At 38.2% G+C, this 18,145-nt stretch carries 16 protein-coding genes; 14 read left to right on the plus strand and 2 right to left on the minus strand.

Annotation, left to right across the window (positions count from 1 at the left end):
* The first annotated feature begins 22 nt into the window (after positions 1 to 22).
* From JWR23_RS14620 to JWR23_RS14630, 3 genes are read left to right on the plus strand one after another with little or no spacing between them, the layout of a single operon-like run.
* Positions 23 to 559: a sigma-70 family RNA polymerase sigma factor gene (locus JWR23_RS14620; RefSeq protein ID WP_299516915.1), complete on the plus strand. Its 537-nt coding sequence runs from the start codon at positions 23 to 25 to the stop codon at positions 557 to 559.
* Positions 540 to 812, plus strand: a complete 273-nt coding sequence (locus JWR23_RS14625; protein WP_299516916.1) for a hypothetical protein — start codon at positions 540 to 542, stop codon at positions 810 to 812. The genes JWR23_RS14620 and JWR23_RS14625 overlap by 20 nt, the downstream gene beginning before the upstream one ends.
* 12 nt (positions 813 to 824) lie before the next feature.
* Positions 825 to 1,508 carry an ATP-dependent Clp protease proteolytic subunit gene (locus JWR23_RS14630; protein ID WP_299516917.1) on the plus strand — a complete coding sequence of 228 codons (684 nt, stop codon included), beginning with the start codon at positions 825 to 827 and terminating at the stop codon, positions 1,506 to 1,508.
* 445 nt (positions 1,509 to 1,953) lie between these two features.
* Here JWR23_RS14630 and JWR23_RS14635 read toward each other — a convergent pair whose 3' ends face one another.
* Positions 1,954 to 3,183 carry a multidrug effflux MFS transporter gene (locus JWR23_RS14635; RefSeq protein WP_299516918.1) on the minus strand — a complete coding sequence of 410 codons (1,230 nt, stop codon included), beginning with the start codon at positions 3,181 to 3,183 and terminating at the stop codon, positions 1,954 to 1,956.
* A 241-nt stretch (positions 3,184 to 3,424) separates the two neighbouring features.
* On the opposite strand from JWR23_RS14635, the gene JWR23_RS14640 reads away from it, so the two are divergent.
* The 6 genes from JWR23_RS14640 to JWR23_RS14665 all read left to right on the plus strand — a co-directional run bounded on the left by JWR23_RS14640 (position 3,425) and on the right by JWR23_RS14665 (position 6,865).
* Positions 3,425 to 3,757, plus strand: a complete 333-nt coding sequence (locus JWR23_RS14640) for a glycine zipper domain-containing protein (RefSeq protein WP_299516919.1) — start codon at positions 3,425 to 3,427, stop codon at positions 3,755 to 3,757.
* 127 nt (positions 3,758 to 3,884) lie between these two features.
* Positions 3,885 to 5,105 (plus strand): BamA/TamA family outer membrane protein, encoded by a 1,221-nt coding sequence (locus JWR23_RS14645; RefSeq protein WP_299516920.1) that lies wholly within the window; start codon positions 3,885 to 3,887, stop codon positions 5,103 to 5,105.
* A 153-nt stretch (positions 5,106 to 5,258) separates the two neighbouring features.
* Complete coding sequence (locus tag JWR23_RS14650) at positions 5,259 to 5,618, plus strand: response regulator (RefSeq protein ID WP_299497724.1); 360 nt, start codon at positions 5,259 to 5,261, stop codon at positions 5,616 to 5,618.
* 168 nt (positions 5,619 to 5,786) lie between these two features.
* The gene (locus JWR23_RS14655) at positions 5,787 to 6,239 is read left to right on the plus strand and encodes an RNA-binding protein (RefSeq protein ID WP_299516921.1); all 453 of its coding nucleotides are present in this window, start codon (positions 5,787 to 5,789) and stop codon (positions 6,237 to 6,239) included.
* A 160-nt stretch (positions 6,240 to 6,399) separates the two neighbouring features.
* Positions 6,400 to 6,576, plus strand: coding sequence for a hypothetical protein (locus JWR23_RS14660; protein WP_299516922.1), 177 nt, complete (start codon positions 6,400 to 6,402; stop codon positions 6,574 to 6,576).
* A 97-nt stretch (positions 6,577 to 6,673) separates the two neighbouring features.
* Positions 6,674 to 6,865, plus strand: a complete 192-nt coding sequence (locus JWR23_RS14665; protein WP_299516923.1) for a hypothetical protein — start codon at positions 6,674 to 6,676, stop codon at positions 6,863 to 6,865.
* Between the two features lie 50 nt (positions 6,866 to 6,915).
* Here the strand turns inward: JWR23_RS14665 and JWR23_RS14670 are convergent, their stop codons facing one another.
* On the minus strand, positions 6,916 to 7,566 hold the full coding sequence (locus JWR23_RS14670; RefSeq protein WP_299516925.1) for a porin family protein: 651 nt from the start codon (positions 7,564 to 7,566) through the stop codon (positions 6,916 to 6,918).
* A 250-nt stretch (positions 7,567 to 7,816) separates the two neighbouring features.
* On the opposite strand from JWR23_RS14670, the gene JWR23_RS14675 reads away from it, so the two are divergent.
* From JWR23_RS14675 to JWR23_RS14695, 5 genes are all read left to right on the plus strand, one after another.
* Complete coding sequence (locus tag JWR23_RS14675; RefSeq protein ID WP_299516927.1) at positions 7,817 to 10,771, plus strand: pitrilysin family protein; 2,955 nt, start codon at positions 7,817 to 7,819, stop codon at positions 10,769 to 10,771.
* A 152-nt stretch (positions 10,772 to 10,923) separates the two neighbouring features.
* Entirely contained in the window at positions 10,924 to 11,289 is a 366-nt protein-coding gene (locus JWR23_RS14680) for a response regulator (protein WP_299516929.1), read from the plus strand.
* Positions 11,290 to 11,698: 409 nt separating this feature from the next.
* Positions 11,699 to 14,803, plus strand: a complete 3,105-nt coding sequence (locus JWR23_RS14685; RefSeq protein ID WP_299516930.1) for a tetratricopeptide repeat protein — start codon at positions 11,699 to 11,701, stop codon at positions 14,801 to 14,803.
* Between the two features lie 14 nt (positions 14,804 to 14,817).
* Positions 14,818 to 16,686: a hypothetical protein gene (locus JWR23_RS14690; protein ID WP_299516932.1), complete on the plus strand. Its 1,869-nt coding sequence runs from the start codon at positions 14,818 to 14,820 to the stop codon at positions 16,684 to 16,686.
* A gap of 101 nt (positions 16,687 to 16,787) precedes the next feature.
* Positions 16,788 to 18,128, plus strand: a complete 1,341-nt coding sequence (locus tag JWR23_RS14695; RefSeq protein ID WP_299516933.1) for an SPOR domain-containing protein — start codon at positions 16,788 to 16,790, stop codon at positions 18,126 to 18,128.
* Positions 18,129 to 18,145 lie beyond the last annotated feature (17 nt).

The raw sequence follows: 18,145 nt of genomic DNA on the forward strand, positions 1-18,145 counted from the left end.
CATATCTATAAAAAGGACATTTATGCCAGGTATCAGCAACCAAAATCATATAGCCGAAAAGCGGCAAGAGCTTTTCACCGGGCTTTATAAGCAGGCCTTCCCGGTTGTGGCTAAATACATCAGCCGTATGGGTGGCTCGTTTGATGAAGCTAAGGACGTTTTTCAGGACGCGTTGATTATTTATTATGAAAAAGCAATAGCCGCGCAAACCGCATTAAATAATGACACCGCTTATTTGGTGGGCACAGCTAAGTACTTGTGGATAAAGCGATATAAAGAGAACAATCAAAATATCCCTTTGGATAATATTGATTGTTCGGTAGATGAGGACGAATATTTGTCAAGCAACCGCCTGATGCGCTTTTTAGAAACTGCGGGTAAAAAGTGCATGGAACTTTTAAAAGGGTTTTATTACGATAAGCAATCCTTAACAGAATTGGCGAATGAGTTTGGCTACTCGGGCGTACGTTCGGCCACCGTACAGAAGTATAAATGTTTGGAAAAAGTTAGAGAGACCATTAAAGAAAAAGCATTAACGTATGATGACTTCATGGAATGAAACCAGGCAGATAGAGGCGCATTTATTTGGCACCGCAGATACCGGCAGCGCTTTAGTATTTGAGGCCCGATTGATGCTGGACAATGAGTTGGCCGATAAAGTTATATGGCAGCAAAAGGCGTATGATACCATACAGCAATACGGTCGCTGTCAATTAAAAAAAGAAATTGCCCTGGTACATAACAAGCTATTTACCCAACCGGAGCATCTAAGCTTCAGCCAAAAAATATGGCAGCTTTTTAGTAAACAATAAACCAAAAACGATATGAATATTGATAAAAACGAGTTCCGCAAATTCGCGGTGGGGCATTGCCATGTCCAAACAGATCGTGTAGATAATTATATTTCGGGCGTTGAAAGGAGCAGTATTCCTACAGCGATGACGCCTTACATAACCGAAGAACGCGAAATGCGGGTATCGCAAATGGATGTATTTTCACGGCTGATGATGGACCGTATCATATTTATGGGGGCGCCTGTGGAGGCTAATATTGCTAACATTGTACAGGCCCAATTACTGTTCCTGCAATCAACAGACCCAAAGAAAGACATTCACATGTACATTAACTCGCCGGGTGGCGAAGTATATGCCGGGTTTGGTATTTATGATACCATGCAGTTGGTAAGCCCGGATGTAGCCACTATTTGCACAGGGATGGCCCTGTCTTTCGGCGCCATATTGTTATGCGGAGGCGCGGCAGGCAAGCGATCGGCCCTGGCCCATTCGCGGGTTATGCTGCACCAGCCATTGGGCGGTGTGCAGGGCCAGGCATCTGATATTGAAATTACCGCGGTACAGGTATTGAAGGTAAAAAAAGAGCTTTATGATATTATCTCTAAACATAGCGGACAGGATTATCAAAAAGTACATGAAGTATGCGACCGCGACCATTGGTTAATAGCCAGCGAAGCGAAAGAGTTTGGGATAATTGATGAGGTGCTGGTGTGACGTTTTTTTAGTTCTGCTCTTGATAGAGGGACCGTTGCGAAGACCTTTACTAAACGTATGTCATACAAATTCACATCAATAGTATTGCCCGGCGGGGTCGCTCGCAGACATGGCTGAGGCGGTTTGATTTTTTGAAAAAAAGTGTTTCACATCAGGTGTTTCACCCTAAATTTGCAAAAATCAACAAAACAGCATAAACTTCTTATTATAAGCTATTTATGCTGCTTTACTTAAAGCTTTTATACTGTTTCAAAGTGTTTCACTCATTTTGTCAAATTATTAATTATCAATAAGTTAACCTAAAATAGTGTTTCATGTGTTTCATTATTTTGTGAAACACTACATCACCTTTTTTTAATGCGAAAACGTTGTTGATATAAGGATCAATAATGTCAATTGATGGGCTATTACGCTCATTACACAACCCGCTGCTTTTGAGTCTTATCTAATGCGCCATCCCCACTCCTGCCGAAGCCGATACATCTACCTTGTGGGTTATCCGTTTGCGGCCAATAAACAATATCAATAAACCTATTATGGCTGATACCTCCATTATGGAAGCCATTGGCACTGCCGAATGACTATTAAAAATGCTAACGCCCAAAGTAGCCAAAGCCCCTAAACCTAACTGCAAGGCGCCTAACAATGCCGATGCGGTACCCGCATTTTTTGAAAACGGCGCAAGCGACAAAGCCGAAGCGTTAGGGCTGGTTGTACCAACACAGCATAACAGAATGAATATCATACCAATGGTACCGCCCAATCCAAACCAATTGTAAAGGCTGCCTATAAAAAACACTAAGGCTGTAATAACTTGTACAGTTAGAGACACCCAAATGATCTGCTCGCTTTTGTATTTTTTCAACAACAAATTATTCACCTGGCTCGAACCGATGAACCCTACAGACAGCGTGGCAAATATCCATCCGTAAGTTTTGGCGCTCACCTTAAAAACTTCCATAAATACAATGGGCGAAGCCGAAACATAAACAAACAAACCGGCAAACGCGAAAGCGCCTGCAAATGCGTAGGTATAAAATTGAGGTTCTTTAAGCACCAGTAAAAAGCTATTTATAATAGGTTTAGGTTTTAACGAATAGGCCGGATCGGCCTTATAGCTTTCGGGTAAACAAAAAATAACGGTAAGCAATATTAACACTGCCATTGCACCTAATATCACAAATATTAAATGCCATCCAAAAACTACGGTAACATAGCCGCCAACAGTAGGTGCTATCATAGGCGATGCACCCAGGATCAGTATCAACAAGGCAAATATTTTAGCGTTATCCTTTAATGGAAAAATATCGCGCACCATAGCCATTGATGCTACACCCGCCGCGCAGCTACCAATAGCCTGTATAAAACGCAGTAGTATTAAAGCCTCGATGCCGGTTGAAAAATAACAACCTGCCGATGCTATGATGTATAATATCAAACCCACATACAAAGGTTTTTTACGTCCAAACCTATCCAGCAACGGGCCATATAATAATTGCCCGGCAGCTAATCCCACAAAAAAACTGGATAATGAAAGCGAAACCTGGGCAGTGGTTGTGTGGAACGATTTTGCAATAGCAGGAAAGCCCGGCAGGTACATATCAATAGAGAAAGGACCCAGGGCAGTAAGCGCGCCCAATATTAATACAGTGAAAAAGTAACGTTGTTTAGTCATAAAATCAAGAGAAGAAAACGATTCTCTTATTTCGGCAAATATCGCAATTGAAGATTGAAGATTGGCTATTAAAGATTGGTTATTTAATAGTTAAATTATCGTAATTTACTTAATAATTGACCTTAAAAACATACAACTAATTTTTAATAGCCAATGTTTAATCTTTTTTCCAACCTTCATATCTTTTGGCTTATTATTTGATTAGCATTTATTAAATAAATATTAATATCAGATACACATCATGAAAAAGTTAATTGTATATACCGGAATAATTACTTCACTATTGCTTATAACAGGCAATTTTGCACAAGCTCAAGAACAACATAAGGGCATAAGCTCACAAGGCAAGGGTGCTATAATTGGCGGTGCCGGCGGCGCTGTTGCGGGTGGCCTTATTGGCCATAATGTTGGCGGCGCTTTAATAGGAGGTGCAATAGGTGCAGGTGGCGGTTACATTATAGGCAATGAGCACCGTAAACATGAAGAGAAAAAAAGACGCGCTGCTTACCGGGCGGCCTATTATCGTAAACATGGTCATTATCCAAACGCTTACGTTTATCAAAAAAAACATTAATAATAACTCACTAAACTTATTATAGCCTGTAGCTACTGTTACAGGCTTTTATTTTTAATAGCATTTTACTATAAATTTTACCTGCATTAAGATAAACCATGCAACAAAAATTTACGTTAAAGATTAAATGGTTAAAAGGTTACCTGTAGTTATTTTTTTATTTTTATTACCTGTTTTGCTAAAGGCTCAAGCCGATAGCAGTAAGATAAAACACCTAACAGATACCGTTAAAAAAAGCGACCTGATAGATATAGCCGGCTCACTTTTTCACATCAAATCACGCCCGATATCGGACCAGGAAAAAAAGAAGTTTTACTTCTCTATACTGCCTATTTCTTCTTCCGGAGCATCAGATGGTAAAGTATTGATCACATCTACAACTGTTGGTTATTATTTGGGCAATCAGCATACTACCTATCTATCCACAATTAATTTTACACCTTATTTCAATTTTAAAGGGCGTTATGGTTTACCCATACGTTCAAGTATCTGGCTAAATAATAATAGCTACAATATACAGGGCGATACCCGTTTTATGGTATACCCGCAATATACCTGGGGGCTTGGCGGTGACAGGCCGGCTGAAGATAAATATTTAGTTAACTATAAATACCTGCGTTTGTATCAAAGTGCGCTTAAGCGTATAACGTCATACTTCTTTGCCGGTATTGGTTATAACATGGATTATTATATTGATATAGATGGTGCTAATGGCACCAATACTACCCTGCGCCAGTTCACCAATTATAAGTATGGCACCCAAATGGATCAAAATTCATTGTCGGCAGGGGCCAGTGTAAATTTGCTGTATGATACCCGCAATAACCTCATTAACCCTTTGCCGGGTTGGTACGCCAATTTAGTTTACAGGTACAACCCGGTATTTTTAGGTAGCGACAACAACTGGCAGTCATTATATATTGATGTACGTAAATATATCGCGTTAACACATTCGGGCCCTAAAAATATTTTAGCTTTTTGGACATATTACTGGACGGCTATTTCGCCGGGTGTGCCGTACCTAAGTTTACCGGCTATAGGTATGGATCCTTACCAGCGCTCGGGGCGTGGTATTGAACAAAATCGTTATCGTGGCTCAAGCCTCTTTTATTTGGAGGGCGAATACCGGCGCGATATTACCGCCAACGGTTTATTAGGCTTTGTAATATTTGCCAATTTAAACGCTGCTACACAGTTAAACACCCGCAACTTTAAGTACTGGAACCCTGCCGGAGGTAGTGGGTTACGTATAAAATTTAACAAAAAATCAAACACCAATATTGATTTTGACTATGGATTTAGTAAAGATTATTCTGCCTTTTTATTAAATTTGGGTGAGGCATTTTAGTTATTTATTAAAATATTTTAATTTTTATTAAATTTAATGAAACAAAAAAAATAAATTATATTTGTTTTATACTGTCGAAAAATTTTTTCCGCGCCCAAAGGTTAATTTGCACATCTCATTTTTAAAAATTTTCGGATTATTTAATCCTTATCAATGTCAAAACGTATTTTAATATTAGACGATAATCAAGACATACTGGATATTGTTCATGAAACACTTGCCTATGAACAATTTGATGTAAAAGGCACTTCTAATGGAGAAGATGTTATGCCTTTTGTTGAAGAATTTAATCCCGACCTGGTAATATTAGATTACCGTGTTGCGGGTATGAATGGTGGCGAACTTTGCAAGCAAATAAAATGTCATCCTAAATATAAAGATACGCCGGTTATTATATTCTCTGCTTACATCAATCATGATGATGAACTTTTTGATTATGGCTGCGATGCCATTATTAACAAACCATTTGATTTAACCGAACTGGTTGAAAAAGTTAACAGCCTCATCTCTTAACTCATTTCCGATACTATTTTTTTATTTTAATTAAATTTTCACCAGCTTAAAACAATAAAAACATGCATGTGTTACCTGTTATAAAGCATATATAAAATATTCAAATAACACACGCACTATTTTTAATTATAATGCTTACTATTGTTATAACTTAACTAAAATCATTAAATGAAAATTTTTATCGCCAAGCTTCCTTATCAATACCAGGAGGCTGACATTACAGAGTTATTTGCCACGTATGGCGAAGTTGGTTCTGTTAACCTGATCATGGATCGTGAAACCGGCAGAAGCAAGTGCTATGCTTTTGTTGAAATGCCAAATGATGATGAAGCTCAAAACGCGATCACTAATCTGGATGAAAAACAAATACTTGACAAAGCAATTGCTGTAAGCCAAGCCAAAGAAAAGACCGACAGACCAAGCGGTGGCGGCTATGGTGGCGGTGGTGGTTACAACCGTGGCGGAAATAGTGGTGGTGGCTATCGTGGCGGCAACAGCGGTGGTGGCGGTGGTTACAACCGCGATAAAGGCAGCGGCGGCGGAAGCTATCGTGATAAAGGTAATAGCGGTGGCGGAAGCTATCGCGATAGAGGAAACAATAAAGGAAACTCAGATTATTAATCTGCAGCAACTCATTATAAAATAAAAGCCGGCCTTAAAAGAGCCGGCTTTTATTTTATAATCATTTTACATTTTTACACTTAATTATATGTTTTGAATTATGTATTTTTGCATATAAGAGCTTAAAATGGTAATAATAGATTCAACTTTAGAAAAAATCATGCAACTGGATTTTAATTCCAGGGAGATGCTATTGGAGATATTGCAAAAACGACAAATAGAAGCACGTCGTAATAAAATGGCTAAAACAGCTAAACAAACTTTAAAAGAATATCATTCAGGTAAAATACAGCCCCAAACTGTCAACGAGGTACTTGAAAAATTAAATACGCTATAATATCCTATGCCTTCGGAGCGAAAACTGGTATTATCAAAAGCTTTCGAAAAATCTTATCAAAAGTTTACAAACAAAAATCAGGCATTAAAAAACTCAATTGCCAAAGCATTACAAAAATTACAGCATGATGCTTGACCCAACCCTAAGAACACACAAACTAAGTGGAAAGCTGGCAGCATATTTAGCTTGTTCATGTGGCTATGACTGCCGCATTATTTTCACTATTGAAAAAGACAATGTTGAAAATATATTATTGTTAGATATAGGTACGCACGATGACGTATATTAAAAAGGCTTAAGAAAAATCTCTTAAGCCTTTTTAATTCATACAATGGTAAATTAAAACTTAAAGCCTAAACCAAACTGCCAAACCTGGTTACGGTAATCGGGCACGTATGTATTGCCATAATTATCTGTTTGTTGCAGGTCAATAGTATACCTGCCATGTACATCAACCGATCGGTTAATATCAAAGCTTACTCCAATAACTCCATCTAAAAATGATTTGTGTCCATCGTTATTTTCGTAATACTGCTCGCTTGATATGGTAAAGCCATCGTTATAAGTATTTGTAGTAGAGAGCAAATACGACAACTGCGGGCCAATATAAAAGTTAAATGCAGGCCCTACTTTAAATTTAGCCAATAACGGGATATCAATAAAATCAGTACGTTGGGTAAAACTTCCATCTTGCGTAGCAGCAGTATATCCTTTTTGCGAGTACAATACTTCAGGAGCGAAAGATAACGGATAAATTAAAGGCAAATTAAATGTAACACCCGCATTAAGCCCGGCTAAAGTACCAGTGCTATAATTTGAATTATAGGAACTAATTGAGTTTGATATGTTTACACCCACCTCAAAACCTACCGTGGGTTGATAAAAATCACCATTATCGCTTCTGTTGTTGCGCGGAGAATGATAATATCGTTGTGCGCTTACTGAGCCCGCAACCAGCAGGCCGATAGCTAAAAAGAGAATTTTTTTCATTATAGTGTAAGTTGTTTTTAGTTAATACTGATTTTTAGAGTAAAACTGTTTACAAAGGTTTATTTACATGTAACATTTAGTATTAAAATCCATGCAAATTCCTGGTAACATGCGAATTGATTTTTCGTCTTATTTACTTAAACATGCTTTAGCCTTTAAAGGGTTGTTTTATCCACAAAATCACTTTTGATGCCCCCTCCTATTTTTATAGTTAAAATTTTTAAATACATTTATTTTTTAAACCTATAACATGAAACAAAAATTATTATTGATTGGTTTTGTATTGATTGCTTTTGCGTCAAACTTAAAAGCTCAAAGCAAAAGCATTATTACCTGGAAACAAGCTACTTCCGGGGGATACACTTATAAATACGTAACAGGCGACCCTACCCACTCCCGTTTTTATGTTTTAAAAAACGGCTTATCCGTTATTTTAAGTCCTACTAATAAACAGCCGCGCATACAAGCATACATAGCGGTTAAAGCAGGCAGCAAGACCGACCCGGCCGACCATACCGGCCTTGCACATTACCTGGAGCATATGATGTTTAAGGGAACTGATAAATTTGGCACAACAGACTGGACCAAAGAAAAACCATATTTAGATAAGATAGATGCCTTGTATGAGCAATATAACTCTACTAAGGATGAAGCCAAACGAAAAGAGATATATAAAGAAATTGACAAAACATCAGGCGAGGCGGCAAAGGTATCCATAGCCAACGAGTATGATAAAATGATGGCATCCATGGGCGGGCAAAACAGCAATGCCTTTACTTCGTTTGAGCAAACTGTTTATACAGAAGATATCCCAAGTAGTTCTATTGATAAATTTTTGACGATTCAGGCAGAGCGTTTCCGTAATCCCATAATGCGTATTTTCCATACCGAGCTGGAAGCCGTTTACGAGGAGAAGAACCGTACACTGGATGATGATAACCGGAAAGTTAACGAGGCCATGTTTGCTGCCCTGTTCCCTAACAATAACTATGGCAAGCAAACCACTATAGGTACAATTGAGCATTTAAAAAACCCTTCTTTAAATGCTATCCGCAATTATTATTATACTTATTATGTGCCTAATAATATGGGTGTTGTACTTTCGGGTGATTTTAATCCGGATATAGTGATCAAAAAAGTTGATGATCATTTTAGCTACATGAAGCCAAAACCTATTCCTGCTTATACTTTTGAACCGGAAAAAATTATCGTCAGCCCTGTTAAACGTGATGTTTATGGCCCAAATCCTGAAAGCTTAACTATTGCATTTCGTTTTCCGGGCGCCAGCACACGTGATGCCCGCCTGCTCGATCTGATGGGTTCAATGCTTACTAATGGCAAGGCCGGTTTATTTGATCTTGACCTGGTTAAAAAACAAAAACTATTAAGTGCATCGGCCGGTGATTATACTTTAAAAGATTACAGCGTTTTATTATTACGCGGAAATCCGGTTAAAGGACAATCATTAGATGAAGTAAAAGACTTAATGCTTGCTGAAATAAGTAAATTAAGAAAAGGTGAATTTTCGGATGACCTGATCACATCTATAGTAAACAACGCGAAAAAAGACAAGATAGTAGATAATGAAAGTTACATAAACAGGGCTAATAACCTGATGAGCGACTTTACTTCGGGCGTTGATTGGCGTACCGATATTGCTACAATTAATGAACTTTCTAAAATAACCAAAGCGCAAATTGTAGCGTTTGCAAATAAATATCTTAATGAAAATGATTATGTAATTATTTACAAACACCAGGGTGAGGATAAAAATATAATAAAGGTTGAAAAACCGGCTATTACCCCGGTTGAAGTCAACGCTACTTCACAATCTGAATACCTGAAAAAAATTAATTCAATACCATCAACTGCTGTAAAACCGGTTTGGCTTGATTACCAAAAAAATATACAAAGAGCTAAAGCCGGTAATATTGATGTTTTAGCTGTCCAAAATAAAGACAACAGCATCTTCAGGCTATACTATCGTTATGATATGGGTAGCTGGAACAATAAGCTATTACCTATTGCTGCCCAATACCTGCAATTTTTAGGTACCAAAACAAAAACAGCCGAAGACTTTAGCAAAGAGTTTTATAAACTGGCAGCGTCATTTAATCAAAACCAAATTATAACAACCGGTACCGAAATTACACAGGTTAGCTTTAACGGTTTGCAGGAAAACTTTGTAGCAACTGCCAAATTATACGAAGACCTGCTGGCCAATTGCCAGCCTGACGAAAAAGCTTTGGCCGGGCTTAAAACACGTTTAAAAAAAGCAAGAGATAATTCCAAATTAAATAAAGCGACAATTGCAGCCGGGCTTAGAAGTTATGCGCAATATGGCCCGTCTAATCCGTTTAATTATGCGTTAAGCGATGAGGAATTAGATGCCATAACAGCTGATGACCTGGTGAAAATTTTGCATTCACTTAATAATTATAAGCACACTATATTATATTATGGACCGCAAACGGCTATGCAGGCAGCGCTTACTTTATCACAAGTGCATAAAACACCTGCTGTCTTTACTCCTTATCCGGCAAAAAAACAGTTTACAAGAGTAGTTAATACCGGCAACCAGGTATTATTTGCCAACTATGATATGGTACAGGCAGAGATTTACTGGATACGTAATGAAAATGAGTATAATCCTGCTCAAACTCCCGAAGTTGAATTATTTAACAACTACTTTGGTACCAGTGGGTTCACATCAATAGTTTTACAAAATATACGCGAAGCAAAAGGACTTGCTTACTCGGCCTATGCTGTTTATGCGCCACCGGTTAAAAAAGATGATCGTAATTACTTTTTAGGTTATGTAGGTACACAGGCCGATAAATTGAACGATGCAATTAAAGCCATGAATGAATTACTTAATAACTTGCCCGAATCTGAAAAAGGAGTGACCGGCGCAAGGGATAATATCCGTAAATCATTAGAAACCGAACGTATTACGCAGGAAGATATTTTGTTTAATTACCTGGCGGCCCAACGTATGGGTTTAAATTATGATGCTCGAAAAACCATTTTTAACAGCCTGGATAAAATAGATTTTGCAACTATTAAAAATTTCCATAGCACGCAATTAAAAGATAAACCATACACTTACTGTATAGTAGCATCAGACAAACGTGTGAGCGATAGTGACCTTAAAAAATATGGCGAGCTGATAAAACCGGATTTAAAACAAATTTTTGGCTATTAATGACTTATAATGTGCTTAATAACAAGCATTAAATAAATAGTTTACTAAACATACCAGCTAATTTGTGCTAAAATTAATATGTGGTATAGGAATTGTTATCATAACAATAATTCCTATACCTTTTTTATTAAGGGACTTAATACAATACACCCATGCGACGAATATTGGCGGTTGATGACGATAAAGACATATTAGAAATCTTACAATTTATATTGGAAGATTCAGGATATGAAGTAGAAACTTTAGCGGATGGCCACTTTTTATTTGATAGAATAAAAAAGAATCATCCCGATCTTATTATATTGGATATTATGCTGGGCAATATGGACGGGCGCGAATTATGCCGGAATGTAAAAGCAAAAAAAGAAACACATAATATACCTGTTATTTTACTTTCGGCCAGCCACGCGGTTACCGATACCCGCAAACAAAACGGCAACCCCGATGATTTTATAGCCAAGCCATTTGATATAAATGTGTTATTGAGCAGTATAGAAAAACATTTGACCGCTGCATAATTTAGTCATTATAGTCAATCCGGCTGTATCAAAAGTCATTAACAGTAAATAGCAACAAAGTAACCATTGGCCTTTGTGGTCTTTGTGCCTTCTTTGCGGTCTGCGGTAAATTTTTACCCAAAGTGCGCGAAGAAGTCACAAAATAACGTAGAGAGGTATATCCGAAAAATATATTCTGTTTTGATTTTTGTAATACCAATTTTGATACAGCCCCATATATTAATATCATTGGCAAATGACCAATGACGAATGACCAATCACCAATGACCAACCACATAAAAGTTTTCCACATACATACCATCTATTTTCATACTTGCGTTTAAAAAGTGTTTTCCACACATGTTAATTACTATTGTGGATTGCATTTTTGTGTTTAGCTAATTTAGCACCACTATTTTGTACACGCTTTATGATAAAAATCAAATACAGCCTCTTCCTTTTCTTTGTATTTTTCGCTTTCAATTTATTCGCGCAGCAAAACCCATCATTTGATGTTTACCACACCTACCATGCAGCAAACAATCTGTTAGAAAAAGGTAAATATGTTGCCGCTACACAGCAATATAAGCTGGTGATGGATTCTAAATTAAAAACCAGCAATCAGCCGCAATTCGAATCAGAACTTTCATTGTTAAAAGAAAACGCCCAATACTACGTAGCATTTTGCGCGCTTGAATTAGGCAATGATGATGCTGAAAGCCTTTTCTTAAAATTCATTAAAGAACATCCCGAAAACCCGTTAACCAAGTTGGCTTATTTCCAGATAGGCAAATCGTATTCAAAACAAGGAAAATATAAAGAAACACTGCTTTGGTTTAATAAAATAAGCGCTGCCGAGTTAAGCGGAAGCGAAAATACCGAGTATAAGTTTCGTAAGGGATATGCCTATTTTGCTTTAAATGATTACAAAAACGCGCAATTACTGTTTAGCGAAGTAAAAAACCGGCGTTCGCAATTTACTGATGATGCCACTTACTATTTTGCCTATATAGCTTATTTGAACCAGGATTACCATTTAGCACTGGTAAATTTTGAAAAGCTTAAAAATTCAAAAAAATATATCAACAGTTATCCATATTATATAACCGCTGTTTACTTTTTAGATAAACGTTATGATGATGTAATAAGCTATGCGGTACCTATAATTAACAGTACCCATCAGCAAAACGAAACGGAGATGCTGCGTATAATTGGCGCTTCATACTTTGCAAAATCAGATTATGACAACTCGGTTAAATATTACAACCGGTTTGAAGAGCGCGATCTGGGCAAAACCCAAAGCACGCAGGATAGCTATCAAATGGGCTACGCTTACAATAAAATAGGCAACAACGCAAAAGCTGCCAGCGAGTTAGAAAAACTGATTGAACAGAACGATGTTTATAGCCAGAATGGTAACTATATATTAGGCGGTGTTTTCCTGAAGATGGATAACAAGCAAAGCGCGCGTAACGCGTTTTTAGTAGCATCAAAATTAAGCTTTGATAAGCAGCTGCAGGAAGATGGCTTGTATGAATATGCCAAGCTATCCTACGAACTTGATTTTAATACCCAGGCGCTTGATGCTACCCGCTTATACTTAAAAAACTACCCAACCGCGCAACGTACTACAGAGGTTAAGGTTTTATTGGGCGAGGAATTATTGAACTCGCGCAATTATAAAGAGGCTGTTGATATATTGGAGCCTATCCCCAATAAAACACAGAGCGCCAAAATTGCTTACCAAAAAGTTACTTATTATCGCGGCCTTGAGTTTTATAACGAACGCGCGTTCGAAAACGCGATTGGTATTTTCCTGCGCTCATTAAAAGTTCCGGTTGATCCTAAAATAAAAGCGCTAACCACTTACTGGATGGCCGAGGCTATGTACGAAGTGCGTAAATACGGCGAATCGGTATTAACCTTTCAAGACTTTCTGGACCTGTCCGAGGCACAACAAACCCCTGTATACAACTATGCAAATTATGCATTAGCCTACGCAGCTTTTGGTGGCGAAAAATATAAAACAGCAGCCACCTATTTTCAAAAGTTTTTGAATGGCGAGGAAAAAGATAAGAACACTATAAATGATGCTATAACCCGTATTGGCGATAGCTATTTTGTATTAAAAAGCTATGACAGGGCCTTAGAATATTATGATAAAATAATTGCACAGCACAGTAAAGGCGAGGATTACGCGTTGTTTCAGCGGGGGATGATACATGGTTTACGTGGATCGTTAGATTTAAAAATAAGCACCCTCAAGGATGTTTTAGCATCGTTCCCAAATTCTGATTACGCGGATGATGCCGATTTTGAGATTGCCTATACCTACTTTTTAAAGAATGATGGTGTAACTGCAAGAAACAACCTGCAGGCTATGATTCAAAAATACCCGCGCAGCAGTTATATACCACGCGCGCTGGTTACCATTGGTTTGATAGATTACAATGCCGGTAATGATGACCTTGCGATTGAATCATTTAAACTGGTGATAAAAGATTACGCATCCACAGATGAAGCAAAACAGGCCCTTAAACAGATAGAAAAAATATATACCGATAAGGGTGATGCGCAAACTTTCATCGCTTACGCCACCACCACCCCTATCGGCAATTACTCGGCAGCCGAACAGGAAAGCATTATGTACACAGCCGCCAATAACCTTTATTTAAGAGGCGATTGGCAAGGCACAGTTGCTGCTGTTAACGCTTACTTTGATAAGTTTCAAACCAAGCCCATATATGATAAACAATCAAGGTTTATACGTGCGCAAAGCCTGGTTAATTTAAAAAGACCCGATGAAGCAGTTAGCGATTACAATGTGATATTAAATGACTGGACCAGTACCTATACAGAGCAATCATTGATAAGCATGTCTAAACTATACATCGCGCAGAAAAAATATAATGAAGCGGTAGTATTCCTTAAAAAATTGGAAATAACCTCTGAATATAAGGCCGATTATGCCTTCGCTATAAATAACCTGCTATTATGTTATTCGCAAATGCACATGGCTGATGATGTGCTGAACTATGTAAAGCTGGTAAGGCAGAACGAAAAATCGGCACAGGAAGATAAGTTTAAAACCGGCCTGTATGCAGGTTTGGCTTATTTACAAAAGGGTGATACCACAGCAGCTGTAAATGAACTGGATTATACCATGAGCAACACCAAAACAGTTGCCGCTGCCGAAGCTAAATATAACATCGCCAACATTCAATATTTAAAGCATCAGTACAAAACATCGCAAAAAACCTGCTTTGAACTGCAAAAAGATTTTTCGAATTATGATTACTGGGTAGCCAAAACTTTTATTTTATTGGCTGATAATTATGTGAAGCTAAAAGATAATTTTCAGGCAAAAGCTACACTGCAAAGTATAATAGATAATTACAAAGGGGATGATGAAATATTATCAACGGCACAACAAAAGCTTGATAAAATATCACCGCCAAAACCCGCTAAAACACAGGGAGCGGATGAAATGAAACCCGATACTACTCAAAACACAAAACCGGTTAACAAAGGATAAAAGAAGACAAGCACATGAAATTAAAATACACCTACACGCTGTTTACTTTGATCATGGTATTATACTTTGTTCCGGTTAACGCGCAAAAAACCAGTAAGATTAAAAAACCCGCGGCTGCTAAAACAATAAAGAAACAACCTGCAAAAACTATTGCCAGGCCTACAGCCGCTAAAAAACAAACAGACGCCAGGTCGTTGGGTGAAGCTGCAGCAAAAGTGAGCAGTAGGGATACCGTTAAAAAGGGCGGTGGCGGTTCAGGCGCTAATCCTCCTAATGGCGGAAGTCTATCAGAAGAAATTGTGGTAACTACGGCCTATAAACCGGTATTAGCTGATGCGGTTAAAATACGCCGCAACCCCGACCTTGAAGATAAAACACCGTTTAAGGCACCGTTAAATTATGCTCCGTTAGATAAACGCCTGGAACGCAATACAGAAATAAAACAGCTGGATGCCATGAAAATGCCGGCCCAGCAGGATAGCGTACCTTTAAATAATTACATAAAAGTGGGTGCAGGTAACTTAAAAACCACCTTTGCCGAAGGATATTTTGGCAACGGCAAAGATGAAGCGCTACAGGTTGGCGGCTATTTTAAACACATAGCGCAAAACGGCACAGCTTATTACAAGCAAAACACCAGGAAGGACCAAATAGGTGTATTTGGTAAAAGCATTGGCGATGTTAATACTTTAACCGGGCGCATAGATTATACCAATAGCAGCAATTATTTTTATGGGTATGATAAGTATGCACCTCCTGCCGCATTACAATTGGCTCATCAATATTTTAATACCATTAGCGGCGAGGGCGAGATTGCTAAAAACTATAAAGACGTTGAAAATGATTTTACATACGCCTTAAAATTAAAAGGCTACGCGTTTGGTGATAGATTTAAAGCAAGAGAAAATAACCTGGTGCTTTCGGGCTTTTTAAACCAGACCATTAATCAATTTTATACAGGTTTAAGCGCTTCGCTTGACCTGAGTACACAAAAAGACACCTTGTATTCTTATAACAATAGCATTATAAGGGTTAACCCATACATCAAGTTCCAGGGTACCGATTATAAAATTGATGCCGGAATAAATATTGTTGACGAGTTTGGGTTTGCTTCGCGCTTCTCTATATTTCCTGCCGCCAAATTAGAATACCAGGTAATACCCAAATATGTGCGCTTGTTTGTTGAAGCAAAGGGTGATGTAAATAAATCATCCTTACGCGATTTTTTTGGAATTAACCCTTTCCTTGGGCAAAATATCGCCATTAAAAATTCGGTTGACCAGCTTGACCTTACTGCAGGTATAAAAGGCACCCTTGCCCCGGGCCTTGGCTTTAAGGCGTTTGTATTTAGAAACAGTGTTAAAAATATGCCGCTGTTTGTAAACAACTTTAATTTGGCTGCGGGCTATAACCGCTTTATGGTGATTTATGATAATGGTACTTCGCGCGTAAATGGCTTTAATGGCGAGCTGGATTATAAGGCATCTGACGATGTGGATATTTTTGGAAATGTAGTATTTAAAGATTACCACATGGCATCAGAGGCACAGGCATGGAACCTGCCAAAATTTAAGCTAACGGCCGGTACAGCTATCAATATAAATAATAAAGTTAAAATTACAGGTTCGTTATTGTTTCGTGGTTTAGCTTATGACAGAACTATTAGTTCATCAAACTTGCCTAACGCAAACAGCGCTCCTGTTACTACTATTGCAACAATTAGTTCGTTTGCCGACCTAAGCGGCGGCATTGAATATAAGGTGAATAAACAAGTGTCGGTTTTTGGGCACGTAAATAATATTTTAAATACAACAAATCAAAGCTGGTTATATTATCCCGACTACGGATTTAATATATTTGGAGGCGCCAGTTTCAGTTTTTAGTCTGAAGTCAATAGCCTAAAGTGGCAACTACTTAAGGCTATTGACTTTCGACTTACGACTAAACTGTTTGATGTTATATAATTAACCGTTACTTTTAGCAAATGGATGTAGGCTTTTATTTAGGTGAATTTCTAATGCAGCAGGGCGAAGTAAGTGTACCCGGATTAGGTTACTTTGTACGGGCCCGCATAAGTGGTTATTATGATGAAAATGAGGGTAAATTTTATCCACCCTATCATCAGGCACAATTTGATATACAATCATTCGGCATACAATCAATAGATGATGATGCCCTTGCCGAATATATTGCCAATAAAAAAAACATCTCCATCGCATCGGCCAAATATTTCTTTGAAAAATATATTACCGGCTTAAAACAGGATGCGTTAATTGGCGAAGTACCCATTGGTAACTTAGGCTGGTTTTATACCGAGTTAACCAAACTTACCTTCAGACCGGCAAAAAAAATAATTGACGACACCATTTTTTACGGCTTTGAGCCTGTTATAATAAAGAAAACCGCGAACAGTAAACCGGAAGAAGACCCCAATGCAGAGCTGATCTTGCCGCCAAAATTAACTTATCCGCAAGTAACGTCAGAGATACAACCTGAAGAGACACAACTTGAGCCTGTACAAACACCACTGCAGGAAGAGGAAGCAGGAATATCACCTGAGTTTTTTGATGCCGGCGAGGAGGAAAAAAGCAATAGTTGGGTACGTGTATCACTAATAATACTTACGGTTGTTTTACTTTTAGGAACAGGTGTATTTGCTCTTTACAAGTATGAACCTGATACGTTTTATAAATTGGCATTTTGGGAACCTAATGCCGTAGTGATTGCTCCTGTTAAACCAAAAGCAGCGGCACGGGTAGTTGATAGCATAGAAACAGATAGCATTAAAACCGATACCGCATCTGCCAAAACTGCAAAGGATACTCTTGCCAAAACTACAGTTATAACTAAGAAAGGTGAGACAACGGTTCCAAAAACTGTTGTACCTGTTCCAAAAACTACAGTTATAACTGAAAATACAAACACAACAACGCCAAAAGCTATAGCGCAACAGCCAAAAACTAATGTAATAATTCAGAAGCCGGCGGTATCGGCTACAACTAATCCGGGTGCGTTTCAAAAAGCTACGGTGAAGCCTGAAAAAACAGGCGAAATAAACGCGAAACCATCCGACGCTGCAGGCACCAGGCGCTATGAAGTTTATGCATTTACCGGCAGTACCGCTGCCGAGGTTAACGCGGCAATTAAGAAAATGAAAAAAGCAGGTCTTGACCCCACGTTAGTAACCGACGCGCCGGATAAGCTATATCATATATCAATTGGCCATTTTGCAACTAAGCAAGAAGCCACAAATTGTGCAGTTAAAGCGATAGAAGGTGGTAAGGTGCCGGGTGGCAACGCTTACGGAATTGAAATTATACCATAAAAATAACACAACACCAT

The organism is Mucilaginibacter sp., assembly GCF_028288205.1.
In the GTDB taxonomy this organism is placed as follows: domain Bacteria; phylum Bacteroidota; class Bacteroidia; order Sphingobacteriales; family Sphingobacteriaceae; genus Mucilaginibacter.